Annotated in this window: 23 protein-coding genes; 19 read left to right on the top strand and 4 right to left on the bottom strand. The window is 36.3% G+C overall.

The annotated features are described in order from the left end of the window. Positions 1-302: 302 nt before the first annotated feature. The 4 genes from pdhA to lpdA all read left to right on the top strand — a co-directional run bounded on the left by pdhA (position 303) and on the right by lpdA (position 5,597). Positions 303-1,412, top strand: coding sequence for a pyruvate dehydrogenase (acetyl-transferring) E1 component subunit alpha (pdhA, locus tag ACQV2O_RS06910; protein WP_428875356.1), 1,110 nt, complete (start codon positions 303-305; stop codon positions 1,410-1,412). A 2-nt stretch (positions 1,413-1,414) separates the two neighbouring features. Beyond that, positions 1,415-2,392 (top strand): alpha-ketoacid dehydrogenase subunit beta, encoded by a 978-nt coding sequence (locus tag ACQV2O_RS06915; protein ID WP_428874299.1) that lies wholly within the window; start codon positions 1,415-1,417, stop codon positions 2,390-2,392. Between the two features lie 72 nt (positions 2,393-2,464). Further along, a complete protein-coding gene (locus ACQV2O_RS06920; RefSeq protein ID WP_428875357.1) occupies positions 2,465-4,183 on the top strand; it encodes a dihydrolipoyllysine-residue acetyltransferase in 1,719 nt (572 codons plus the stop codon). A gap of 7 nt (positions 4,184-4,190) precedes the next feature. Beyond that, the gene (gene lpdA / locus ACQV2O_RS06925) at positions 4,191-5,597 is read left to right on the top strand and encodes a dihydrolipoyl dehydrogenase (RefSeq protein ID WP_428874301.1); all 1,407 of its coding nucleotides are present in this window, start codon (positions 4,191-4,193) and stop codon (positions 5,595-5,597) included. 156 nt (positions 5,598-5,753) lie between these two features. Here the strand turns inward: lpdA and ACQV2O_RS06930 are convergent, their stop codons facing one another. Next, on the bottom strand, positions 5,754-7,163 hold the full coding sequence (locus tag ACQV2O_RS06930; protein WP_428875359.1) for an MATE family efflux transporter: 1,410 nt from the start codon (positions 7,161-7,163) through the stop codon (positions 5,754-5,756). Positions 7,164-7,921: 758 nt separating this feature from the next. Here ACQV2O_RS06930 and ACQV2O_RS06935 point away from each other — a divergent pair. The 3 genes from ACQV2O_RS06935 (at position 7,922) to ACQV2O_RS06945 (ending at position 10,794) form a co-directional block, all read left to right on the top strand. After that, complete coding sequence (locus ACQV2O_RS06935; RefSeq protein ID WP_428874303.1) at positions 7,922-8,062, top strand: hypothetical protein; 141 nt, start codon at positions 7,922-7,924, stop codon at positions 8,060-8,062. Positions 8,063-8,126: 64 nt separating this feature from the next. Continuing rightward, positions 8,127-10,133: a DUF1430 domain-containing protein gene (locus ACQV2O_RS06940; protein WP_428875360.1), complete on the top strand. Its 2,007-nt coding sequence runs from the start codon at positions 8,127-8,129 to the stop codon at positions 10,131-10,133. Positions 10,134-10,197: 64 nt separating this feature from the next. Then, positions 10,198-10,794, top strand: a complete 597-nt coding sequence (locus ACQV2O_RS06945) for an ATP-binding cassette domain-containing protein (protein ID WP_428875361.1) — start codon at positions 10,198-10,200, stop codon at positions 10,792-10,794. A 499-nt stretch (positions 10,795-11,293) separates the two neighbouring features. Here ACQV2O_RS06945 and ACQV2O_RS06950 read toward each other — a convergent pair whose 3' ends face one another. Both ACQV2O_RS06950 and ACQV2O_RS06955 read right to left on the bottom strand, forming a co-directional pair. Continuing rightward, on the bottom strand, positions 11,294-11,938 hold the full coding sequence (locus tag ACQV2O_RS06950; protein ID WP_428875362.1) for an ABC transporter ATP-binding protein: 645 nt from the start codon (positions 11,936-11,938) through the stop codon (positions 11,294-11,296). A 1-nt stretch (position 11,939) separates the two neighbouring features. After that, the gene (locus tag ACQV2O_RS06955) at positions 11,940-13,970 is read right to left on the bottom strand and encodes a DUF1430 domain-containing protein (protein WP_428875363.1); all 2,031 of its coding nucleotides are present in this window, start codon (positions 13,968-13,970) and stop codon (positions 11,940-11,942) included. Positions 13,971-14,504: 534 nt separating this feature from the next. On the opposite strand from ACQV2O_RS06955, the gene ACQV2O_RS06960 reads away from it, so the two are divergent. From ACQV2O_RS06960 to ACQV2O_RS07015, 12 genes are all read left to right on the top strand, one after another. After that, a complete protein-coding gene (locus ACQV2O_RS06960; protein ID WP_428875364.1) occupies positions 14,505-14,780 on the top strand; it encodes a UPF0223 family protein in 276 nt (91 codons plus the stop codon). Positions 14,781-14,789: 9 nt separating this feature from the next. Further along, positions 14,790-15,569 (top strand): inositol monophosphatase family protein, encoded by a 780-nt coding sequence (locus ACQV2O_RS06965; RefSeq protein WP_428875365.1) that lies wholly within the window; start codon positions 14,790-14,792, stop codon positions 15,567-15,569. 9 nt (positions 15,570-15,578) lie between these two features. Continuing rightward, positions 15,579-17,408 carry a translational GTPase TypA gene (typA, locus tag ACQV2O_RS06970; protein ID WP_428874312.1) on the top strand — a complete coding sequence of 610 codons (1,830 nt, stop codon included), beginning with the start codon at positions 15,579-15,581 and terminating at the stop codon, positions 17,406-17,408. Between the two features lie 139 nt (positions 17,409-17,547). After that, positions 17,548-18,150, top strand: coding sequence for a superoxide dismutase (locus tag ACQV2O_RS06975; protein ID WP_428874313.1), 603 nt, complete (start codon positions 17,548-17,550; stop codon positions 18,148-18,150). 198 nt (positions 18,151-18,348) lie between these two features. Next, positions 18,349-19,620 (top strand): FtsW/RodA/SpoVE family cell cycle protein, encoded by a 1,272-nt coding sequence (locus ACQV2O_RS06980; RefSeq protein WP_428874314.1) that lies wholly within the window; start codon positions 18,349-18,351, stop codon positions 19,618-19,620. Next, positions 19,620-19,976, top strand: coding sequence for a YlbG family protein (locus ACQV2O_RS06985; RefSeq protein WP_428874316.1), 357 nt, complete (start codon positions 19,620-19,622; stop codon positions 19,974-19,976). Before ACQV2O_RS06980 ends, ACQV2O_RS06985 begins: the two co-directional genes overlap by 1 nt. A gap of 5 nt (positions 19,977-19,981) precedes the next feature. Then, positions 19,982-20,563, top strand: a complete 582-nt coding sequence (rsmD, locus tag ACQV2O_RS06990) for a 16S rRNA (guanine(966)-N(2))-methyltransferase RsmD (protein ID WP_428874317.1) — start codon at positions 19,982-19,984, stop codon at positions 20,561-20,563. Continuing rightward, positions 20,556-21,041, top strand: a complete 486-nt coding sequence (coaD, locus tag ACQV2O_RS06995; protein ID WP_428875366.1) for a pantetheine-phosphate adenylyltransferase — start codon at positions 20,556-20,558, stop codon at positions 21,039-21,041. Before rsmD ends, coaD begins: the two co-directional genes overlap by 8 nt. A 114-nt stretch (positions 21,042-21,155) precedes the next feature. Next, positions 21,156-21,854 (top strand): helix-hairpin-helix domain-containing protein, encoded by a 699-nt coding sequence (locus ACQV2O_RS07000; protein WP_428875367.1) that lies wholly within the window; start codon positions 21,156-21,158, stop codon positions 21,852-21,854. Positions 21,855-21,895: 41 nt separating this feature from the next. After that, entirely contained in the window at positions 21,896-24,250 is a 2,355-nt protein-coding gene (locus ACQV2O_RS07005) for a DNA internalization-related competence protein ComEC/Rec2 (RefSeq protein ID WP_428875372.1), read from the top strand. 46 nt (positions 24,251-24,296) lie between these two features. After that, complete coding sequence (locus ACQV2O_RS07010) at positions 24,297-24,596, top strand: hypothetical protein (protein WP_428875368.1); 300 nt, start codon at positions 24,297-24,299, stop codon at positions 24,594-24,596. A gap of 58 nt (positions 24,597-24,654) precedes the next feature. Further along, complete coding sequence (locus tag ACQV2O_RS07015) at positions 24,655-25,131, top strand: S-ribosylhomocysteine lyase (RefSeq protein ID WP_428875369.1); 477 nt, start codon at positions 24,655-24,657, stop codon at positions 25,129-25,131. Between the two features lie 172 nt (positions 25,132-25,303). On the opposite strand, the gene ACQV2O_RS07020 is transcribed toward ACQV2O_RS07015, so the two are convergent. Then, a complete protein-coding gene (locus ACQV2O_RS07020) occupies positions 25,304-25,774 on the bottom strand; it encodes a GNAT family N-acetyltransferase (RefSeq protein ID WP_428875371.1) in 471 nt (156 codons plus the stop codon). Positions 25,775-25,844: the final 70 nt, after the last annotated feature.

Below are 25,844 nucleotides of genomic sequence, written 5' to 3' on the forward strand. Positions count from 1 at the left end.
GTTTTATCCCGCAAATTTTTAAAATTTCAGGACATTTTCATTTACGGTTGACAGCTGTTTCATAAAAAATCACTAAATATAACAGATTATCACTGAAAATTATAACAGATAAAACAGAGTTCTTTGTGCATTTTTTATCAAAGTTTATTATAAAAACCTATGATTTAATTGTAATTGCATGCATAACTCATCTTTTTTCTTGCAATTGGGCAGCTAAGGTGTTATCGTTGAAAATGAGCAATTATTGCTACAGTTTTAATTTAACTGTTATTAAGGACAAAAAATGAGAGGAATGTGAAAGAATGGCACGAGCTAAAGCAAAAGTGACAATGGATGAATTATTGATGCCAGATAATTTTGATTTTTCAATGGTTCAAGTGATGGATGAAGCGGGGAAGATTGTTAATCCAGATCTTTTAGGTGATGTTACTGAGGAAGACATGGTTAAATTTATGGAAGAAATGGTTTGGGCTCGCGAATTATTTGAGCGTTCAACAGCGCTTAACCGTCAAGGACGTTTAGGTTTCTATGCTCCAACTTCTGGTCAAGAAGCTTCTCAATTAGGTACTGTATTGGCTACTGAAAAAGAAGATGTACTGTTACCTGGTTACCGTGATGTTCCTCAATTAATTAAGCATGGACTTCCTTTACATAAGGCTTTTCTATGGTCAAAAGGACATGTAGCTGGATCAACTTTTGATGAAGACCTAAAGGCGTATCCACCACAAATTATTATTGGTGCACAGTATGTTCAAGCAGCGGGAGTTGCCTTAGGAATTAAAAAGAATAAACGACAAGCGATTGCGATGACATGGACGGGTGATGGTGGTTCTTCACAAGGAGACTTTTATGAAGGAATTAACTTTGCTGGTGCATATCAATCACCAGCTGTCTTTGTTGTTCAAAATAATGGCTGGGCGATTTCAACGCCCCGTTCTGTCCAAACAGCCGCACCGACTTTAGCTCAAAAAGCTGTAGCAGCCGGCATTCCTGGTATTCAAGTGGATGGGATGGATATTTTAGCTGTTTATGCAGTTACAAAGGCTGCTAGGGAATATGCGATTGCAGGTAATGGACCGGTACTAATCGAGACTGTTTGTTATCGTTTTGGTCCTCATACCCTTTCTGGAGATGATCCAAAACGTTACCAAGCAGAAGGCTCTCAAGCAGAATGGCGCGCTAAAGATCCTTTAATTCGTATGCGTAACTACCTAACTGCTAAAGGACTTTGGTCAGAAGAACAAGAAGAAGAAGTTATTCAAAGGACAAAAGAAGAAGTTAGAGATGCCATTAAATTAGCTGACCAAGAACCAAAACAAAAAATCTCAGATTTTTTAAAAAATATGTATGAGACACCAGATTTTGTAACACAAGAACAAATTAGTAAATTTGAAGCAAAGGAGAATAAATAATTATGGCTAAATTAACAATGATTGAGGCTATTACAGAAGCCTTAGCCAATGAATTGCGCACAAACGACCGCACACTTGTTTTTGGAGAAGATGTGGGTAAAAATGGTGGGGTTTTCCGAGCTACTCAAGGCTTACAAGAAGAATTTGGCGAAGAACGTGTAATGGATACACCGTTAGCTGAATCTGGTATAAGTGGCATGGCTATCGGGCTAGCTCTTGAAGGATTCCGTCCAATTCCTGAGATTCAATTTAATGGATTTGTTTTTGAAACAATGGACTCTGTTGTAGCTCAAGCCGCGCGTACCCGTTACCGTATGGGAGCTTCCCGTAACCTACCAATTACATTCCGTTCTCCTTTTGGTGGAGGAGTTCACACACCTGAGCTTCATGCAGACTCATTAGAAGGTCTCTTAGCTCAATCACCAGGCCTTAAAGTGGTAATTCCTTCTAATCCATATGATGCTAAAGGCTTATTAATTTCAGCGATCCGAGATAACGATCCAGTGTACTTTTTGGAACACATGAAATTGTACCGTTCTTTCCGTGAGGAAGTTCCAGAAGGAGAATACACTGTTCCTTTAGGCAAGGCAAAAGTTGTTAAAGAAGGTACAGACTTAACTTTAATTGCATATGGTGCTATGGTACAAGAATCGGTCAAAGCAGCAGAAAAATTAGCTAAAGAAGGCGTTGATGTTGAGGTACTTGACTTAAGAACAGTTCAACCATTAGATATTGAAACAATTATTGCTTCGGTAGAAAAAACAGGAAAAGTAATTGTAGTTCAAGAAGCGCAACGTCAAGCGGGTGTTGGAAGCAAAGTGATTGCTGAGATTTCTGAACGTGCAGTTCTTTCTCTGAAAGCACCAATTGGATTCGTAGCTGCTCCTGATACCATCTTCCCATTTGGAATGGCTGAAAGAGACTGGTTACCAAATGCAGAAGATATTGTGGCCAAGGCTAAGGAATTAGAAGATTTTTAGACGATAAATGATTTCAAGCAGATGTTCCATCTGCTTGCTTTCGAGTCAAGTTAAGAAAAGGAGAAAAATTATATGGCATTCCAATTTAAATTACCAGCTTTGGGCGAAGGGATTATGGAAGGTGAAATCGTCTCTTGGGCGGTTAAAGAAGGAGACACAATTAAAGAAGATGACACTTTAGTCGAGGTCCAAAATGATAAATCCGTTGAAGAATTACCTTCTCCAGTTTCTGGAACTATAAAAAAAATTCATGTAGCAACCGGTCAAATTGCTCAGCTCGGTCAAATAATTGTTGAAATTGATGCGCCAGGATTTGAAAACGAAGCTAACCCTGAGAGAGAAGAAACGCCGGCGAGTCCAGCCAAAGAAGCATCTGATTCAAAAGTAGATCAAACAGCAAAAGTTAATTCGAACACAGCATTTTTCCAATTTAAATTACCTGCTTTGGGCGAAGGGATTATGGAAGGAGAAATTGTTTCTTGGTCCGTAAAGGAAGGTGAAACAATTAAAGAAGACGAAACCTTAGTAGAAGTTCAAAATGATAAATCAATTGAAGAATTACCTTCTCCAGTTTCTGGCATCGTTAAGAAAATTCATGTACAGACTGGTCAAATTGCGCAATTAGGGCAAGTTTTAGTTGAAATTGACTCGCCAGAACACAATGGTCAAACCGACAATTCAACTAGTAGGGAAGAACAAGGAGAAGCGCTAGCAAACTCTTATGATGATGCAGCCTCGCCAGTTGAGAAAAACCCAGTAATTGAAACGACGGTAACTAAAGAGTCACCACATGTTCAAGGGTTATCGGATGAAGAGGCAGCGAACCGTCGCGTATTAGCAATGCCATCCGTTCGTAAACTTGCACGTGATAGGGCAATTGATATCACACGAGTAGCAGGAACCGGCAAGAACGGTCGCATCACAGCCGAAGATATTAATAACTTCGCCGCATCGGCCAAAATGGAGTTACCAGTTAATAAGTCTGAGCAAAAAGTGGCTACTTCTAGCACAAATGAAGAAATTGCGGCTAAAACGGAAGCTCAACAGTCAAAATCTGAAGCCAAGCCATTTGTATCCAATCAAACTGAGCGTGAAGAACGTGTGCCTTTATCAGGCACTAGAAATGCCATCGCTAAGGCAATGGTCAATTCTAAGCATACGGCTCCCCATGTTACTTTATTCGATGAAGTTGAAGTGTCTAAACTATGGGAACACCGTAAGAAATATAAGGTCATTGCTGCTGATAAAGAGGTCAAATTGACTTTTCTTCCATATGTTGTGAAGGCTTTAATCGCAGCTGCTAAGCAATATCCAGTGATAAATTCATCAATTGATGATGTTTCTAATGAAATTGTTTACAAAAACTATTATAATGTAGGTATTGCGACAGATACAGAACGGGGACTATACGTTCCAAACATTAAAGAAGCTAATACTAAGAATATGTTCCAAATTGCTAATGAAATTGTTGAGCTTTCTGAAAAGGCTCATGATGGTTCATTATTGATGTCTGAAATGTCAGGTGGAACAATGACTATTTCAAATATTGGTTCAGCCGGCGGAAAGTGGTTCAGCCCGATTATCAATCATCCTGAAGTAGTCATCTTAGGATTCGGTTCGATTGTGCAACAGCCAGTTGTCAATGAAGCGGGTGAATTAGCTGTGGGACGTGTATGTAAGTTGTCATTAAGCTTTGACCACCGTATTGTTGATGGAGCAACTGCACAGCGTGCACTGAATGAAGTGAAACGTTTTCTTGCAGACCCAGAACTATTATTAATGGAAGGATAGTGATCAAATGGTAGTTGGAGATTTCGCAATGGAATTGGATACCGTCGTAATTGGAGCAGGTCCTGGAGGCTATGTAGCAGCTATTCGTGCTGCACAGCTTGGACAAAAAGTAGCAATTATTGAAAGAGAATACTTAGGAGGCGTTTGTTTAAACGTGGGATGTATTCCTTCAAAAGCCTTGATTCAAGCAGGGCACGTGTATCATCAAGCAAAACATGGTGAAACATTTGGTGTTTCTACTTCAAATGTGGAAATTGATTGGGAAAAAACCCAAAATTGGAAGCAAAATGAAGTCGTAGCGAAAATGACTTCTGGTGTGGAAATGCTTCTTAAGAAAAATAAGGTGGAGATTATTGAAGGAGAAGCTTTCTTCTCTGATAAAGATACTCTTCGTGTTGTCAACGGTGAAGAAGCGCAAACCTATACTTTCAAAAATGCAATTGTTGCAACAGGATCTCGCCCTATTGAAATTCCGGGTTTTGAATTCAAAGGCCGTGTGATTGACTCAACAGGTGGATTAAACTTGCCTGAAATTCCTAAAGATCTAGTGGTTATCGGTGGTGGAATTATCGGTACAGAGCTAGGAGGCGTTTATGCAAATCTAGGAACAAATGTGACTATCTTAGAAGGATCTAAACAATTTATTCCTTCATTTGAAAAAGATATGACACGTCTTGTTGAAAGAGATCTAAAAGCTTTAGGAGCCGAAATTGTCACAAACGCAATGGCTAAGAAGGCTGAGGAAAAGGGAGACCGTGTGGTTGTAACTTATGAGCGCAAAGGTAAAGAAATTCAAGTTGAAGCGGACTATGTAATGGTTACTGTAGGACGCCGTCCAAACACTGACAACTGTGGTTTGGAACAAGCAGGTGTTGAATTAGATGAACGTGGATTGGTTAAAGTAGATAATCAAGGACGTACTTCTAATCCAAACATTTTTGCCATTGGCGATATCGTTCCTGGAGCCATGTTAGCCCATAAAGCTTCATTCGAAGCGAAAGTTGCTGCATCAGCAATTTCTGGTGGAAAAGACATTGTTGATTATAAAGCCATGCCGTCTGTATGTTATTCTGACACTGAATTAGCTTCAGCAGGACACACTAAGGACTCTGCTAAAGAAGCGGGGATTGATGTAACTGTAACTAAATTCCCATTCGGTGGTAATGGCCGTGCAGTAGCTTTAGATCACTATAATGGTTTTGTTCGTTTGGTTACAAGAAAAGAGGACGATGTCATTATCGGAGCTCAAGTGGCTGGGCCAAGTGCCTCAGATGTATTAGCAGAAATCACCCTCGCAATTGAAGCCGGTATGAATGCTGAAGATATTGCCTTAACTGTTCATGCGCACCCAACGTTAAGTGAAGCAACGATGGATGCAGCTGAAGCAGCACTCGGCATGCCAATTCACATGTAATAACTCTATAACCCCTGATAGAACAACTTCTATCAAGGGTTTTTTTATTCGTTTTCTAAAAGGGACAGTATTTAATAATCAACTAGGGGAAAAATTTAAGCCCCATGCAAAAATCATGCAGGGGGCTTAAATTTTAAGGTTAGACGATTTGCATCCTTAAAGAGGTGGCAGTGTTCCCAGATCCTTTTTTGGCATTGATTGGAATTGATGATAAATGACATAGCTAGCTAAGATAAAAGCCATTACGTCCGCGATAGGGGCTGCCAAAGGGACTTGTTCGACACCGAACTGGTGGCCAAAAAACAAAATGAGGGGAAGCAAGAAAAAAATCTGTTTACTAAGGGCCAATAATGCACTCTTAAAGCCATAACCAATGGCTGATAGGAGATTTGCCATTCCAATGTGCATGCCTATAATAACCGTCATGAATAAAAAGCTACGTAAGTAATGCATGGCATAAGTAAAGTATAACTCCTCACCATTACCAAAGATACGGATTAAAGGACGGGTGAGGGTTTGGAAGATAACAAACATTATTAATGAGAAAGCGGCTAAAACTTTCATCTCTAATTTGAAAGTGTCTCTAACGCGCTGATAGTTTCTAGCGCCGTAATTGACACCCAAAATAGGTTGAGCTCCTTGAACGATTCCGATGACAACACCTATGAACAAGGTGTTAATTTTAATGGTAATACCAGCAGCAGCGATTGGGATATCCGCTCCGTAAATAGAGTTGGCTCCGGCAAATTTAAGAGTATTATTGAGGACAATTTGAACGACGGTATTTGACAACTGAAAGACAAAAGAGTTGATACCCAGTTTAAATATTTGCCAAAGTTCGTTCAGCTGGATAGTTATTTCACGAAAATGAATGGATACTAGTTTGAATTTTGGAATATAAGCAAGAATAAAAAGTCCTGAGACTATTTGCCCGATAATTGTGGCCAAAGCAGCACCACGCATTCCCCAATTAAATCCGAAAATAAACAGAGGGTTCAATGCTGTATTGATTGCTGCCCCTACGAGAACACTTATCATGGAGTATTTTGCACTACCATCTGCTCTAACGAGATTTGCTCCACCAATATTCAACATAAAAAAAGGAATGCCGATAGCAATAATTTGTACATATTGAACGGACAGAGGATAAACTTTTTCAGTAGCTCCGAAAAATTTCATTAGTGGACCTGCTTGCCAAAAGACTACAAGAGCGAGAAGAATTCCCGATAAAAGTAAAAATCCAAAGGCTGTTGCGAGTGTATTGCGAGCCGTAGTGAAATCTTTTCGACCAATAGTTAAATTAAAGTTTGCAGCGGCGCCAATTCCTGTGAGTAATCCGATGGCTAAACAGACCGTCGTTATCGGAAAAGCGATATTGGTTGCTGCATTTCCTAAATAGCCAACTCCTTGTCCAATAAAGATTTGATCTACGATATTGTAAAGAGAGTTGGCCAGGTTGGCAATAATACTGGGAATTGCAAATTGTTTAAGTAATTTGGACACGGGTTCAGTTTCAAGAGGGTTGTGTATGTTAGGAATTTCAAGCGAGGGATTAGTTTCTGTCACAAATTTCTTCCTTTCTTAGCAAATTTATTTTTATTATGATAATCGACTTCCCATTATAACATAAAAAAATTCTAAAGGTAAAACGATCCAATTAAACAAGAAAGTTTGTGAAATCTAGTTAATTTTTAATATAATTTTATGGAAGAGGATTATGCGATACGCGGATGTGACATAAGTTTTCGAGAGTGGAAAACATAAAATGATGATTATTCTTTATAAGAAACAGACATTCATTTTTTAACAAGTACCACTATACATGACCTAGTGGTACTTTTTTATCTTGGAAGTTTATAGTCGATATTCCTTTATGAACAATCTTCTTAGTTTCTGATCATCTTTTAGCACTAGCGATTAAATGAAGAATAATTGAAGCGGGAAGCTGGGATTACATCTCTTTTATAAACTCAGTGTTTTCTAGCTGAAGAGCGGTATAAGATATAGAATTAATTTGCAATTAATTGATTGTTGTAAGCTATTAATAAAAAGGCTATTAAAAATAAAACATAATTAATTGAAAAAATATAAATTCAATATTAGAATATATTTGAACTTTTTAATTTTGTATAATTGTTGAGATTATGTACAATTTAGAAATGAAATTCATAGTCAATGACCGTTCATTAAAGCATTAAACATTCTAAATAATTTTAATTTATATAAAGGAGTGATAATAGAGTATTATAATGAGAGTTAAAACAATTAATTTGCTTTGTAGTAGTTTGGGAATTTAAGTGCCAATACCTGGAAGGAGATATCTTATGTCGGAAGTAGAACGCGGAATAATGAAAGTTTCGATTCTAAAAATGCAAGATATACTTCTTACGCTTTTATCAATACAAACCTTGGTGAAAGAGTTGTATTTGATGCAGGATTTTAAAATTTTATCAAGTTGTACATAGTAGTATTTGATAATTAATCAGATTGGGCGGGCTGAGTCCCGCTTTTTAAAAATGAGGGGAGCATATGAAGCGGATTTTTATTATTCTGTCGAATCTATTGGTGGGTCTCTTTTTGGTATGGGTGGTTAACATTTGGGGAGATACCTATGTTTCTTATTATTATCCAAATGTTTCGGTATTTGATGCTTCTTCTGAGGCTGATTTTGAGAAGGTGGCCGATCATTTAACCTTATTGGCACAAGATACAGATAGTCTCATCGCCATTCAGCACCAAGAACCTGGGGCAGACGGAAAGCCCGTCTTTTCTTATACCACTTTTGGAACTGGAAAATTACCACCAGGTCTCACTGCAAAATCAAGGGAAGCAGCTAAAACGAGTAGTGTACTGACTAACTATTTTATCTTTAAGGGAAATTTAGACCTAGATCTATTGAAAACAACATTAAAGGATGCAGGATTGACTAGACTCTCTCCAGCTATTCCTTCTGGGGTTACCGTTCTAGCTTCCATATTTAGTAATGGCTTTCAACTCATCGGCTTACTGATTTTCTTTTTAACCTTTGGAGCGCTTAGTTTAATTTATCAAATTCGTGCTCTAAGAACAGCGGGCATTCGTTTAATTTCTGGCGAAAGTCGTTGGGGAATTTTTCTCAGACCCATTGGTCGAGACCTCGTTAACCTTTCAATCGGTCTAGGCGCTGGTTTCCTGTTAGCAATGATTCTAAAATCAGTAGTTTCAACCCCTTTGATAGCTTTTTATACAATAGGAGCGGGTCTATTCCTTTACAATCTTTTTTTGCTGATTATTTCCTTATTCTTTGCTAGTTTATTTGCAGTCGGTATTAAAAAAGTGCACTTGATGCAGGTTATAAAAGGACAAATTCCGGTGAGGGGAATCATTAGTCTCATTTTAATGGGTCAATTTTTAGCTTTCATTATTGTTTCTATAGGGGTTAGTTGGACACTAAATTATACCCATGCCTTGCAACAGCAAAAACAAGGTCAGACTATTTGGCAAAAAGAAAATCAGCTCGTCTCTCTGAATTTTGCCCGAAGTGGCTCAATTGGAAACAAGAAAGAAATGATTGAGAAACAACAAACATGGTTTCAATTGATGGATCAAGCCATCTCAGAAAATCGTGCGATTCTTTCAAGGCATTATTTAGCAGAACAAGGGTTTCAAAGAGGACCGAGTACTGTTAGTCTACCCTTATCTGATCATGAGCTTTATCAACCACAAGGCAACGTCTTGATTGTCACTCCTAGCTATTTAAAACGGCAACAGATTGCAGTGCCTCCCGAAATCGACAGGAAACTAAATAAGTTAGCTGTAGGTGAGTTCGTTCTCCTTTTGCCAGATAAGCTTCAATCAAATGCAAGTCATTACCAGACCATCTTTGAAGACGCTACAACAACGCTTATGGCTAGCCAGGATAACCGTCAAAAAATGAAGGCGACTGTTGCATACTTAAAAACGGGATATCAGCGATTTGTCTATAATGCAACGCCCCTTTCCTATCAACAATTCCTTAAAGATCCGATTATCATTGTTTTGACTCCACATTCAACGGGTGAACAATCTTACTTGTTTTGGCAGCAAGCGCTATCGTCCTATTTCTTTTTTGATCGTTTAGGAGATGCCCAATCACTGATTGCAAAATACGGACTTGAAAATTGGGTGGCTGAACTTCAGACAGGGTATCAAATCCATCAAACCTTACTGGATAATCTGCAACGAGAAGTTTGGGCAATGATTGCTGGGGCAGTATTAGGCATTGTGACGTCTATTTTAATGTTTCATACGATGAATCAACTTTATTTTGAAGAATTTCGACGCGATATCTTTATTAAACGCATAGCAGGCCTTCGTTTCTTAGAAATTCATAGAAACTATCTGCTAGCGCAGATACTTGTTTTCTTGCTGGGTGTTATTGGCAGCGTCTTTCTTGTAACGGATATCGTGCTTGCTTGCTTGGTATTCTTACTGTTTACCGGCATTTCAGTCCTACAATTGCATTTGCAAATGAAAAAGGAAAATAAAATGGCGATGCTTATTTTGAAAGGAGCCTAAGATGATTCGATTAGAAAAAGTGGGCTAATAGTTTGGTGACCGTGTCTTATTTTCAGATCTTTCTATGACTTTTGAAGCCAATAAGGTTTTTGCTTTGATTGGTTCAAGTGGTAGTGGTAAAACAACGCTTATGAATAGGATGGGGAAACTTGAAAGTTACGATGGGACGATTTTCTGTCGGAATAAGGATTTGAGCAAGTATCAACCGAGTGAATTCTTCCGTCAGGAGTTGGGGTATTTATTTCAAAATTTTGGTCTCATAGAAAGTCAGACGATTGAAGAAAACTTAAAACTCGGTCTAATTGGTCAAAAATTTAGTAAAACTGAGCAACACAAGAAGGAAAAAGAAGCTTTGATGCGTGTCGGACTCTCTTATTTAAGTCTCAATAAGAAAATATTTGAATTATCAGGCGGAGAATCACAGCGCGTGGCTTTAGCTAAGGTTATTCTTAAAAACCCTCCTCTTATCTTAGCGGATGAACCGACTGCATCCGTTGACCCTGAGACAGCTAAAGCGATTATGGAAATTTTGCTCTCCTTGAGAGATGAGAATAGACTCATTATCATTGCTACTCATAATCCATCTATTTGGACAATGGCTGATGAGATTGTTTCAATGGATCGATTGGGTATGACAACAAGTTTCATTAATTTTGGGTAAGAATAATATAATGATTAGTCAATTAGTATGAATAGTTAGCTCTTTGCCAACTATAGAAGGTAGGGCAAAGCCAAGTGCTAGAGAAGACCAAAATGTGAATGGGTCTTCTCTTTTTATCTGCCTAAAACAGTCAAAAGCGCGACAACAACCTTCCATCGAGAAGTTAGCAGCCGAAGGGACATAGATTAATATTTGCATTCGGCTTCGTGTAACAATGATCCAATCCTGCTAGCTTTATGAGGAAGATGCTTGTGTGAGTTGAAAGCGTAGTGGCAATAAATAAGTACTCATTTAAAAAGAAGTAGATCGATGCTATTAATTTACCTGACGTGATTTGTACCAGAATAATTGACAATCGGTGATTACCATACGTTGAGCTTATCACATCATAATAAAAGATTTCATAATTACATAATTACTTCAAATAGTTCATATTCATTCCGGAGAGTAATTTATTTGGCTTTCGCGCTAGAAGTATTAAGGAAGTGATTACATAAGATTAATGCACCCGCTTCAACGCATTCAAATCCACTACTTGATCAACCATCTCCCAAACTAATGGATCATGGGTGGCAATGAGGATGACACGATTATCATTACTGAGAGAGAGGAGTTTTTTCATGATAGCCTTAGCGTTTTCAATGTCAATCGATGCAGTGGGTTCGTCTGCAAGGATGAGAGGCGGATCTTTTAAGATTACCTTAGCAAGTGCGACTCGTTGGGCTTCTCCACCAGATAATTCAAAGACCTTGCGATCTAACTTCAAATAATTTAAGCTCACTTGGTCCAAGATTTCATGCATGCGAGTCTTTTTGTCCGGTTTACTTAGCTTCTTTCCGATTAGCCCTAAAGCTAGATTGGCTTCAATGGTTTCATTTTCAATTAAGCCAAAATTTTGGAAGAGGTAACCTAAATAATCACGAAAGAAGACGAAGTCTTTAATCGATTTAAGATCTTGGCCTTTAAAGAGGATCTGTCCTTGATCATAAACTTCAAGATGGGCAATCATATTCAATAATGTGGTTTTCCCCGATCCGCTTTGACCGGTTAGGGCATAGGACGTGCCAGCTTCAAAGTTCAAATTCAAGTCAGCAAATAGGGAACGTTGGCCGAAATTTTTATGAAGATGAGTTACTTGAATCATATTAAGCTCCTTTCAAGAGGGTTAAAGACTGACGGTTTTCTTTTTTTGCTTGGAATACTAGGGATAATAAAGCGATTGACAAAAAGATGATTATATTGATTAAAACACTAACTTTATGCTTAGCTAATATCATTGATAAACCAAAAGCGATTATAAAAATCATTAATTGCAATGCAAGATAAACTTGATGATTTTGCCAGAAGTTTAATCCTGAGATTCTCTTTATTAAAATATCACGACGGAACTGGTTAAAATAAACTTGATTCATACAAATGAAAAGTAATAATGAGGATAAACATGCGAAAAAGGAAGCAAACAAATGAGTGACTAAATTAGTTTTATAATTAGTCATTTTCTCCAAGTATGTTTGTCTTGAATTAACTAAATAAGATATTTTAGAATATAAATCATATTTTTTTAAAAGACTAATTGTTTCATCATAACCTGTATACTTAATGTTTTTAGCGGCATTAATCATCCAATGCATATATGAAGGCAAGGTGTTACCCGTAGATTCAGGTGACATTACAACAATAATTGGCTGAGATAGATACTGTTGATTTGAAACAGTCTCTTTTGAAAAATTCTCTGTATTGTACAAGAACACGGAATTCAAACGATCAGAAAAAAAAGTAATCGGCTTTACATCATATAATATTTTAGAATCGTTTTCGACTCCTTCACGACTGAACGTTGTTAAATAATCTATAAAGTAATTTTCAATTTGATTTTTTGAATCTTGAAGTTCTCTTGGAATAATAAGACCAAATTCTCCTAGACTTAAATGATTAAATCTTTCAATTCTTTCTTCAGATAAATCAAATTTTTCTCTCTTGACATAATTCGGACTTACAAAAATTACTTTATTAAATAGGTTAGCATCTTGAATTGGAGCAGGATCAGAAAATTCATTTACTTCCAAACCATTATTTTGTACTTTTATAAAGAAAGCATCCTGTTCATTTAATGCTTCTTGGGTAAAAGAATACCATTTTTTGAAGGATTGTTTGTTATGTTTAGAAGAATTCATCAACGGCGCTAGCCCAAATTTAATATCAAATAACTCAGCATTACCTTCCCATTTATTAGAAGCTTTCCGGAGAGTATGTAGTGAATCCGCAAGGGTTAAAGATTGATCGATCGTATAGCCTAAAATAAATACAGAAAACACTTGACCGAATAGCATGAAAATTAGCAGAAAACGATAAGGTAATTTTCCTTTTATAATTGAAAAAAGCCTGTATTGATCAGTATAGATATAAAGTATTAGACTCAAACAAAGATTTAAAAACAAAAGGATGCTATTAAAGATTAGTAAAGAATAAAATGTTATGCTAAAAAGATACCAAGTTGAATGTTCTATTATTTTTAGCAAAAGGCCTGAAAGACAGGTTGTAATAAATATCATAATGATAACATAGCGTATATCATGATAGATCAATTGGTGATAGATTGTCTTTGTAGTTGCACCTGAAATTCTTTTAATGGCTATTTCTTTTGCTTTTTTTATAATTTGTATTAAAGTCAGTGAAAAATAAGTTAACAGCAGAATTGCTAGCGTGATGATGACGGAGGGATTTAAGTACAAGTTCTTTGCATATTGAAAAGGACTCGTCGCAGGAATAACGATAGTTTTTGCTCCATATTGTTCAAAATATTCCTTCAGGATAGATTGAGAGGAAGCTCCTTCGAAAACTAAGTAACTTGCTGCTAAATCACTATTTTGAATACTCTCGTTAGTGGCTTTAACTATTTTAGCGGGCAATTTTTTATCACCGTAAAGGGCATAAGTAAAATTTGTCTGGCCAGATTCATTTGGTTCTACTATTCTTCGGCCCACGAGAATTTCATGTTGTTGTGCAAAATCATGTAATGCGGCTTCAAATTCATCCCGCTGAATATTTTGATCAAAATTTATGATTTGAACCCCTGGATACTGCGAAAAAGTAACGATCTCAGCGGAAAAATTCATAACGTTTATCACTAGTAGTAACATGATTAAATTTGATAAGGTAATATATATTTTTTTCATAGGATACCTTCCTCTGAGTTATAATCAGCCATTAAGAGTTAACAAATGATCGAAAGCACTTTTCAACTATCAAAGGGGCTTGAAAAGTTAATCGTTTGCTAACAAAATTTTACCGAATTTCCAAGTTACTTTCTAGCCCCTCATTAATTATTATAAAAGTGGGCTGACAATAAGAAAAGTATGCTTAACGCTCAAAGTAGTCCCGAAAGTGGAAAGAGAGTTTACCAACACTCTTTCACCGGAGTATTATGCCTTTCTAAACAAGCAAGAAACAGATCCATGAATGAAAGATAAAAAGATACGTTGCAAATAAAACACTATTTTTAACATTTTATATTTGAGGCGTTCAAAATATTGAATGTGAGGAGTTTTTGACGGTAATTAGTATGCTCTATTGACTAGGATCCGCTTTTTGATTGAGTAGAACAATGTATCTTATTAAGAAAACGTTTTATATTCGAAATACTTTTTCATTTGCGTAAAAATGCGTTATATTAGTATTAACCGAAATGAATTTGTTGGAGGTGTAATAAGATGTCTAGTTATTCCTATCCATTAAATGAAGATTGGTCAAGTCAAGAAATTACGATCGTTGTTGATTTTTTAGCAGGGGTTGAATCCGCCTATGAAAGAGGAATTAGAGTAGAACGGATTAAAGATAAGTATCGAGCATTTAAAGAAATTGTCAATTCGATAAGTGAAGAAAAACAAATTGATCGTGAATTTCAAGCGGCTTCGGGATACTCTATCTATCGATGCATGCAAAAAGCTAAAACATTGAAAGATTCCCAAACGTTAAAAATGCCTTAGGAGGTCACTATGGATTTTCAATTACATCAACGTGTAATATCTTGGTTAAAAACAGCTGGGGACTCGTTGATCGCTTCCTTGAATACCAATTTAATGGTTGAAGAAAAAACGAACGCAAGTGATTTAGTCACACGGATGGATAAAGAAGTAGAAGCCTATTTTACCCAACAAATTAACACTTACTATCCCGACCATCGTGTATTAGGCGAAGAAGGAAAGGGACATTCGATTAAAGAGACTCATGGAGTCTTATGGATAATTGACCCGATTGATGGAACTTTGAATTTTGTCAAGCAAGGGCGTTTTTTTGGCGTCATGATTGGTATATATAAAGACGGTCGGCCGCTAGCGGGCTATATCTATGATGTAATGCAAGGCGATCTTTATTATGGGTTTGTCGGTCAAGGCGCTTTTTTGAATGATCGTCCTCTGATACCATTAGAAATTAATTCGTTAGAGCAAGGGCTTATGGTGACAAACGCCCACATTTTAGTTGAAAACCAATTTAATAGTCAAGCATTATTACATGCATCTCTGGGTTCAAGGTCTTATGGTTGTGCAGCTTATGAAATGATTTCCGTTATTAGAGGGGAATCCGCTTTTTATTTAGCAAGTCGTTTAATGCCGTGGGATTTTGCAGCGGGAGTAGCAATTTTAGAATCTTTAGGTTTTAAGTATAGTCAACCTAACGGACAGGATCTGAACCTTTTAACAGCGAATCCTGGTCTCTTCTCTAACGCTGCAGTTTATGAGGAAGTATTACAGATAATTAATTCAAAAGAAAATTAGGAGAATTTAATGAAAATAAGAAATGACATAAGAAATATTGCAATCATTGCCCACGTTGACCATGGTAAAACCACTTTGGTTAATGAGCTCCTTAAGCAATCGGATACTTTAGATGCTAGAGCTCAGATAGACGATCGTGCAATGGATCGCAATGATATTGAAAGAGAACGTGGCATTACCATCTTAGCTAAAAATACAGCTGTAAATTACAAGGGAACACGGATCAATATCATGGATACGCCTGGACACGCAGACTTCGGTGGTGAAGTAGAACGTATTATGAAAATGGTTGATGGCGTTATCTTGGTAGTAGATGCTTATGAAGGTACTATGCCTCAAACACGCTTTGTGTTGAAGAAAGCCTTAGAAGAAGGTAAGACTCCTTTAGTGGTTGTTAATAAAATTGATAAGCCATCGGCTCGTCCGGAGGTAGTTGTTGATGAAGTGCTTAACCTATTGATTGAATTAGGCGCAGATGATGATCAATTAGAGTTCCCAGTTGTTTATGCTTCAGCTATTAATGGGACTTCTTCGCTTTCTAGTGATTTGCAAGACCAAGAAAATACCATGGATCCAATTTTTGAATCAGTAATTGAACATATTCCAGCACCAATTGATAATTCAGATGACCCACTGCAGTGTCAAGTCACCATGCTTGATTACAATGACTTTGTCGGCAGAATTGGAATCGGTCGCGTTTTCCGTGGCAAGATCAAAGTTGGGGATGCGGTAACGGTTATTAAGATTGATGGCTCTAAGAAGAATTTCCGGGTGACAAAATTATATGGTTTTCTTGGATTAGACCGAATTGAAATTAAAGAAGCGATGGCCGGAGACTTAATTGCAATTTCTGGAATGGATGATATTTATGTAGGAGAAACGATTGCTTCAGTTGATAATCCAGAGGCTATGCCATTGCTTCATATCGATGAGCCAACTCTAGAAATGAACTTCTTAACCAATAATTCTCCATTCGCTGGCCGTGAAGGGAAGTATGTTACTGCGCGTAATTTGGAAGATCGTTTGATGCAGGAATTGCATACAGACGTTTCTTTAAATGTTACGCCAACAGACTCGCCAGATACTTTCAAGGTGGCTGGACGTGGGGAGTTACATTTATCGATCTTAATCGAAAATATGCGACGTCAAGGCTATGAATTCCAAGTCTCACGTCCGCAAGTGATTATAAGAGAAATCGATGGCGTTAAGTCAGAACCATTTGAACGTCTTCAAATCGATACCCCGGAAGAATACATGGGGGGCATTATCGAGGCTATCAGTAATCGTCGGGGTGAAATGGCAGATATGGTTCACTCTGGCAATGGACAGATTCGTCTGGTCTTTTCAATTCCAGCTCGTGGTTTAATTGGTTTCTCAACCGAATTTATGTCTTTAACAAGGGGATACGGCATTATGAACCATACTTATGATGAGTACCGTCCGGTGATTAATGTAGAACTTGGTCAGCGTCGTAACGGAACCTTAGTTTCCATCGATAGCGGTCAAGCAACCACATATTCAATTATGAATCTTGAGGATCGTGGAACGATTTTTGTTGAACCTGGTACGGAGGTATATGAAGGAATGATTGTTGGCGAACATAATCGTGAGAATGATTTGACGGTTAATATCACTAAAGCAAAACAATTAACGAATGTCCGTTCAGCTAACAAAGACCAAACAGCTGTGATTAAATCCACTAAAAAAATGACATTGGAAGAAGCTATACAATTCATGGCAGATGATGAATATTGTGAAATTACACCAATGGCAATCCGTTTACGCAAACGTATTCTAGACAAATCAACCCGTGAAAAAGCGAAAAAAAATAAAAAATAATATAAACATAGAACTCGAAGATAATAAAAGAGTATCTTTGGGTTCAATGCCTTTGTGAATAGATATATAAGCATATTTCTTTGTCTGACTATAGTGGCATGATATGATAAAGATCATAACAGAATTAGGAGGAGTAAAAATGACATTCAAATTACCTGAATTACCCTATGCATATGATAATTTAGAGCCCGCTATTGATCAAAAAACCATGGAGATTCACCATACTAAACACCACAATGGTTATGTTACTAAATTAAACGCAGCCGTTGAGGGAACCGAGTATGCTGACCAATCGATTGAAGAAATTATCAAGAGCTTAAAATCACTTCCAAGTGATATTCAAACAGCTGTTCGCAACAATGGTGGAGGCCACTATAACCACTCGCTATTCTGGGAATCATTACAAGCTCCTCAAGAAGACAACAAGCCTTCTGGAGACTTAGCTAAGAAAATTGATGAAGAATTTGGGTCTTTCGAAAAATTCCAAGAAGAATTTACAAAAGCTGCAACCGGTCAATTTGGATCAGGTTGGGGTTGGTTAGTTAAAGATGGCGACAAACTAAAAGTTTTAGGCACTCCAAATCAAGACAATCCTTTAACTGAAGGTTTAACTCCTTTATTAGGTTTAGACGTTTGGGAGCATGCTTACTACTTAAACTATCAAAATAGACGTCCGGACTACGTTAAAGCTTTCTGGTCTATTATTAATTGGGACAAAGTTGCAGAACGCTTTTCAGCATAATATTTATGAATAAATAAGTATAATGATTATTTTTAAAACTATCTATTTAGTTTTCACTTACTTTCCAAGTTTTTAAACTTAAGAAAAGTAAGTGCTTTTTTAATTCCTAGTCAGAGTAAATCCCGATCTTATTTTCATAAATACCCACTACTGATGCTTTATGCTATAATGTTTTTAGCGAATTAGAGAGGAATAATTATGGAAAACAAAGTCTTTCACATCACTCCTAAAACTAGAGAAGTAGATTCTAAAGAAATGAATAAAGAGCGTTTTATCACAAGCTTTAAGAAAAAATTTGATCTATATGGAAAGGGCGATAAGTTACTAAGTCTTATTGTCATTGTTTTACTACTTTTTTCCATGTTAGCCGTCTTTTCTTCTACCATGTCACAAGATCCATTAGCCATGGTGAAGAAGCAAGCCCTCTCAATTTTGATTGGTTTTTGCATGATTTTACTCGTTCGGCTTGTTCCAAACGGATGGTTTTCTAACATCTTTTTAATTAATATACTCAATTTTCTAACAATGGTTTTAATTTTTTATGCTACTTTCTTCGGTCAGGAAGGAGGAGGGGCATCTTCTTGGATCAATATTGGAGGATATAATTTTCAACCTTCTGAGCTATTTAAAATAGCTATGGTGCTCACATGTAGTCGACTGGCTGTTTATTTTAAAAGAACTTATCTGATAGCACTAGAAAAGTCTTCTTTTTGGTATATCATTTTGCCCTTTGGTTTAATGATAATATCGGCAATGTTTGTTTTAATTCAGCCTGATGTAGGCACAACAGTACTTATTGGTTTTTGTGCTTATTCTCTGTTTATGATTTTTAATTTATCAAGAAAGAAGAATATTCTTTCTCTGTTATTTTTTATTGTTGTTACTATAGTTATCTATATTGTTTCAATATACTTTGCAGACTATTTTGTGGGTACTGGAAGGCACTTTTTTGAACGTTTAGGATCTTTCATTGATCCGTTTAAATATCAACATGGGACAGGCTATCAAGTCATTCAATCCTATAAAGCAATCGCTAATGGTGGCCTTTTCGGTGTGGGCTTAGGTCAAGGAGTAATAAAAGAAATGCTTCCTGCCGCTCATACAGATTTTATTTTATCAGTGATAGCAGAAGAGACAGGATTGCTAGGGGTAAGCGCTGTAATCTTAACATTACTTGGTTTAGTTTTTTACTTACTCAGAACAGCCAGTATGATGAGTAAATTGTTTCACCGTATTTGTATTACGGGATTTGCTATTTTAATCTTTACGCAAACATTTGTAAATATTGGAGGATTGACAAGTTTAATCCCCCTTACTGGAGTGACACTTCCCTTTATATCGTATGGAGGGACGAGCATGGTAGTCAATTTGATAATAATAGGCATTGTTCAAAAATTCATCAGTGAAGAAGCTCGGATGAGACAAACAACTAATCGCTCAAAAGTATCCAATTTGAAAGGTGGACGCTAATGACATTTGAAGCAGTAAAAAGAAAATCGCTTGTTGTATGGTTATATAGTCTTAAACAATGGAAGCAATTAAGAAAATATGGCACAGTACATTATTTAAGTGAACGCTTGAAATATGCCATCATGTACGTGAATGATTCTCAGCTTGATGAAACTTTATCTTCTTTGCGTAAATTAAATTTTGTGCGGGAAGTAGAGGTTTCATACCGAGATGATATCGATATGACTTTTAAAGATGCTATAAAGGATCGAATTGATCCTGATTTAAAAGCAGAAGAGGAAGAAGAGGTTTCCTTTGACGAATTCTTTAAAGATCTCGCCCAAGAAATCGTCCCAGAAGCAAAAGATAAGAAGTAGGTGGTATGATGCGAGTCATTGCAGGAAGTTATCGATCTCGACCTTTAAAGGCGGTTCCCGGGAAAAACACACGGCCTACAACCGATAAAATAAAAGAATCGATGTTTAACCTTTTGGCTAATCGATTACCGATTGATGGCTATTGTTTGGATTTTTACGCGGGATCAGGAGCTTTGGCCATAGAATCTGTTTCAAGAGGACTGGCAGGAGCTGTTATGTGCGAGAAAGATCGGCGAGCCGTTTTAACGATTAAAGAAAATATAAAGATGACAAAAGAAGAAGAAAAGTTTGTACTTCTAAGTGGCAAAAACCGGACAAAGTTATTAGATTGGGGTCTAAAAAACCAACGAGCCTTTGACCTTGTATTTCTTGATCCCCCTTACGCTGAAAATCAAGTTGAGCAAGACTTAGAGTGGTTAATCAAAAATGATTTTCTAAATCCGAGTTGCTTAATTGTTCTTGAGGCTGACGAAGTGCATTCCGTAAAAGAAATCCCTAATTTTCTTGAATTAAAAAATAAAAAATATGGGATTACAGTCATTCGAATATATCAATACCAAGGTGAGGAGAGCGAAGAGTATGAGTAAAAGGGTAGGTGTTTTTCCTGGTTCATTCGACCCCTTAACATATGGACACTTAGATTTGATTGAGCGATCCAGTCAATTGTTTGATGAAGTAATCGTATTAATTGCAGTGAATACCACAAAAAAGACCGTCTTTACAGTTGAGGAGCGAAAGCTTTTAATCGAAGAGGCTACAGCAGCATTTAAAAATGTAAAAATTGATTACTTAGAAGATGGCTTAATTGCTCATTACTATCAAAAAGTTAAGGCGATTTCCCTTATTCGGGGAGTACGCTCGGCACAAGATTTTGAATATGAAGCGAACATTGCGACTGTTAATCGAACCCAACTCCCAGGCCTTGAAACAGTTCTTTTATTTGCGAATGAAAATTATCGCTATTTAAGCTCCAGTTTAATCAAAGAAATCGCTTATTTTGGTGGAGATATTTCGCAAATGGTTCCTCCAAATGTTGCCCAAGCACTTGCTCAAAGGATAAAATAAAAAGAGATATCCAAAGCTTATTTTAAGGCCCTCAGTATTTTGATGCTGGGGGTCTTAAAAGCGCCTTTAAGAAATTCTCCTTGTATTTAAGATTGTCAAGTGAGGAGGAAAGTCATGAAGTCTTATTTTGAAAAAAGTCAAAAAGCGTCTGTTTATGCAAAAATTAGAAATAAGCCATTTTTATTGATATTAGTTGCTTGTGTATGTGTTTTTATGATGCTAAATCAAAACAATTTATTAAGGGATACTGTTGATTTACAAGCAGAAGAGCATTCACTAGCATTGGAAATGACCAGTCAAGAAAATGAGACCACTGTATTAAAACAACTTTATGTAGATTTGAAGGGAGCGGTTATGAAACCAGGAGTTTATCAATTACAGCAAGGATCACGTTTAATTGATTTAATCGATAAGGCTGGAGGTTTTACTGAAGATGCGGCACAAGACAGCTTAAATTTAGCGTTACTGTTAGAAGATCAGATGATGGTTACAGTATATAGTCAGTCGGAATGGGATACCCTAATCATAAACGAGCAATCCGAGCAGAAAACATCGGCCTTAAACCAGGAGTTAATGTTGGTAGGATCTTCTAATAAAGAGGAGACGCAAACACTCATTAATATTAATACAGCAGATCAGGCAGAATTAGAAACTTTGCCACAAATCGGTCCTTCTAAAGCTCAAAAAATCATTCAGTATCGCCAGGACCATGGTTCTTTTCAAGCCACTGAAGATATTTTACAAGTTTCAGGCATCGGTCCAAAAACCTTTGAAGGATTAAAAGACCTTATTACAGTAGGGCTTCAGCAATGAATAAATTGACAAGTTGTCGTTATCACTGGACTTTAATTGCTATGCTAATTAGTTTGTTTTTATTGTTTCTTATACATTCCACCTTGTCTTTCTTCATTCTATTTTGTTTAAGCCTTATACGAATTATTAAGTGTGATAATAAGGCCGTAATCATTTTAGCTGTCTTTTTTTTATTGTTAGTGTTCGTAAGGCATCGGTTTTTAGAAAACAAGTTACAAGAACAACTTTCTATGCTTAATGACCAAGAAAAAATTGAAGCCACTATAACTATCAATCCAAACCAAATCCAACAAAGTGAAAATACTTTTTATGGTGAAGTCTTCTTAATTATCGAAAATGATACCACTTTCCCTGTGACAGTGACCTATTGGAATGAGGAAGCTTTGCAAGAAAATTTACCTGACTTAACCCTTAGCTCCTATCGTTTAGAAATAGAAGGCGAAATTAAGCAAGTAGAGCCTAATCGCAATTTTGATCTTTTTAACTATCAAAGTTACTTAAAAAGAAAAGGCATAGCTTGGGGGGTGGAGGTAAAGAAAATTAAAAAAATTTCATTGAATCAATCTAATTTAATCAACCACCCCTTAGTATTACTTGCTAATGTTAGAGCAAGGTTAACACATTATATAAGAAAATGTGGTCAGATTCCTTTAGTTAGTATTCATAATAAATTACTCTACAATTTAAATTCCACAGTTTATCAAGATTATAAACAGGCCTTTATGACTTTAGGAATTTTACACTTTTTCTCAATCTCAGGTTTTCATGTCAACTATCTCCGAAGAGTTCTCAATACTATCTTATTAAGAATAGGTATTTCTCCTCTAGTAAGTAAAAAAATCAATTTTATACTTTTAACCTTTTTTGCATGGTTAGTAGCTTGGCCTATAGGTGTTATCCGTTCTATGTCGGTTATTATAATTAATGATTTACGCAAAAGGTTTGATTGGCCACTTTCTTCTTTAGATGTTTTGTCAGTAATTTATATAACCCTCCTAATTATTAATCCCTTCAATATAAAAAGTTTAGCCTTTCTTTTATCATTCATAATGTCGTATCTGATTTATTTTTATCAAGGAAGTATAGTCGATAGCCTTTCAACTACTTGGCAAGAAAAAAGTGAACTAACTTTATTTTGTTTCTTATTTTCATGGCCCCTTTTACTCTCAAGTACTTATACCATTAATTTTTTACAGCTAGCAGTCGTGCTTTTATTTACGCCTATATTCGAAAGATGGATTTTGCCAAGCATGTTCTCTTTTTCAATTTTATTATATGTTAGTCAGTACTATCCAGCTTTATTAAAGTTCATTACTTATCTATCTAATGTCTTCCAAAGAATGTGGGAATTCCTTTCGCTTCATTCTGTTATAGAAAGCGGGACAATCTTATTAGGAAACGGAAACTTTTTCTTACCAATCTTTTTACTTGGTATAGCTATTATTTGGTTTTATTATTTAAAAAGCAACCCAAAATTAGCTTGGCAATCTTTAATTATCGGTTATTCAATCGGAATATTATTTTATCCTTATCTTGATCCACGTGAGCGAATCATCGTTTTAGATGTAGGGCAAGGAGATGCTTTACTCTATAAAAAGGCTTTTTCAAAAGAGGCTTGGTTAGTTGATACCGGAGGGAAGATGGCTAGCTACCAGGAGAAAAATAAATTGGATACTCAATTTGCTTTAAAAAATGTCATTCCAGCTTTAAAATCACAAGGAATTGCTAGTTTGGAAGGCGTCATTATCACTCATCCAGATATCGACCACCTTGGTAATTTGATAACACTTATCCAAGAGATTGAAATAAAACATCTGTATTATTCAAAATTCACTAAAGAGTCAGCAATATGGCAAACCATGGCAAATAAAATTCCTAATCAGACCCAGCATCACATCTTAAATCCGGGAACTAAGGTGAGGGTAGGAGGCAATCAAATTGAGATAATTTGTTTGGATATGCCTGCGAGTCTTAAAGATGATTTTAGTAATGCTTCTTCGCTAATCACTTCTTTTGTAATAGACGATAAAAAATTTCTTAATATGGCAGATCTACCAATTGAGCTAGAAAAATCTTTGTTACAAGTTTTTTCAAGTGAAAAAATAGACGTTTTAAAAATTGGTCATCATGGTAGTAAAACTTCTACTAGTGAAGATCTATTAGACCAACTGCAACCAGAATTAGCGCTCATATCATCTGGGAAGGACAATCCTTATAATCATCCTCATAGTGAAACAATTGAAAAATTAGAAAAAAGACACCTTAATTATTTAGATACACAAGATGTCGGTGCTATCGAAATTTCATACTTACCTTTTTATGGCTGGTCAATTAGAACAGCAATAAACAAGGAGAACTTAAATATACAGATTAGAAATTCACATTTACTATATTAGCGATATATGATATATTTTAAAAAACTGAAGTAAAGGGAGGTTTGTGATGAACATAATAGTCTTTATCTATGCATCTATAGTGTTTATAACTGGCATTTTAGGAATAAAAAATGAGCTCAATATTTCAAAGATAACATTGACTGTTATTGATTTGCTATTTCTTTTGACCCTAATGAATTTATGGTCAAGCTTGAAACCTTTAGACATTGCTATTTCTATCTTGTTACTAGCCCTTTCCATTACGCTCTATCGCGATCGATTGGTAAGTAGTCGACAAGCTAATATAAGCCATCATCTTTTGCGTTTAATCATCCATTTTATTCTAATATACTTTTTATTTAACTAAAAATTGACAGATAATTCTTCTTTCGTTACATTGGAAGCAATATAAAGGAGGAATTCTATTGGAAAAAATACCAAGTTTTACCATCAATCATTTAATCTTAAAACCCGGTATCTACTTGTCTCGAACAGATGAGATTGGTGGAAGAAAACTACATACTTATGACTTACGTTTCACAGCACCAAATGCTGAACCCGTAATGAATACAGCAGAAATACATACAATTGAGCATTTAGCAGCAACTTTTTTACGTAATCACGAAAAATATAAAAAGGAAGTCATTTATTTTGGACCAATGGGCTGTCGTACGGGTTTCTATTTAATTTTAACGGACGCCTTAGAAGGGCTAGAAGTTTTGAATTTAATTAAAGAAACCTTTAAATTCACAGCAGACTTTGAAGGGGAGATACCTGGTGCTACTGCCAGAGATTGTGGAAATTATCTCGATCAAAACCTACCAATGGCTAAATATCAAGCAAAGCGATATGTAAAAAATCTTGAAAAAGTGACTGATTTAAGCTTTACTTATCCCGAATAGTTTTTCAAAAATAAATGCAGGTTTATAATGGAGTTTAAAATGAAACTTCAACAAACCTGCTATTTATTTGACTGTGTAGTGATATAATTAATCAGTAATTAATTGGTCTCTTTCAAAGTCGAATTCAACTGCTGGATATTGAATGGTTTGGTGAAACAGCTCTTATAACTTTTCACATCCAAATCACATCAATAAAGCGTTCAGCTTTGCGCACTAATTTTGGGAAAGTAAGCATAGGTTTAAAGCCTTCTTTTTCATGAAAGCTTAGAGAGCGATAATTATCAGCGACAATGGTAGAAATGATGTATTCGATATTAGTTTGAGAGAGCATCACCACTATCACCGTATAAAGTTCATGACCGCCCCCCTTTACTGGACAACCTTCAGCTGTATAGATTGAAAGTAAAGCAGTCTGAGGCAAAAAGGCTTTATAAAAACCACTAAGGTAAGCAAAGCCAATCACTTCATTTCCATGTTGAAAGCCTAATTTACCATCGGTTTTATAGACAGTTAGTCGTCGACTAATTGAGCGACGTGTTAAACCGAGCTCCACCTGGGCTCTGGCTTTTGATTTTCGGCCCTGTGCAACCGATTGAATGACGGCATATTTTCTTTGTTCGAACATTATTAAATAAACCCCCATCTAACCCCCCTGAAGGAAGTATAACTCAGAAGTGGGACATTTTGATTTGTGTTCTCTTGAGACATTATCA

The organism is Facklamia sp. P13055, assembly GCF_050409445.1.
Lineage (GTDB): Bacteria > Bacillota > Bacilli > Lactobacillales > Aerococcaceae > Facklamia.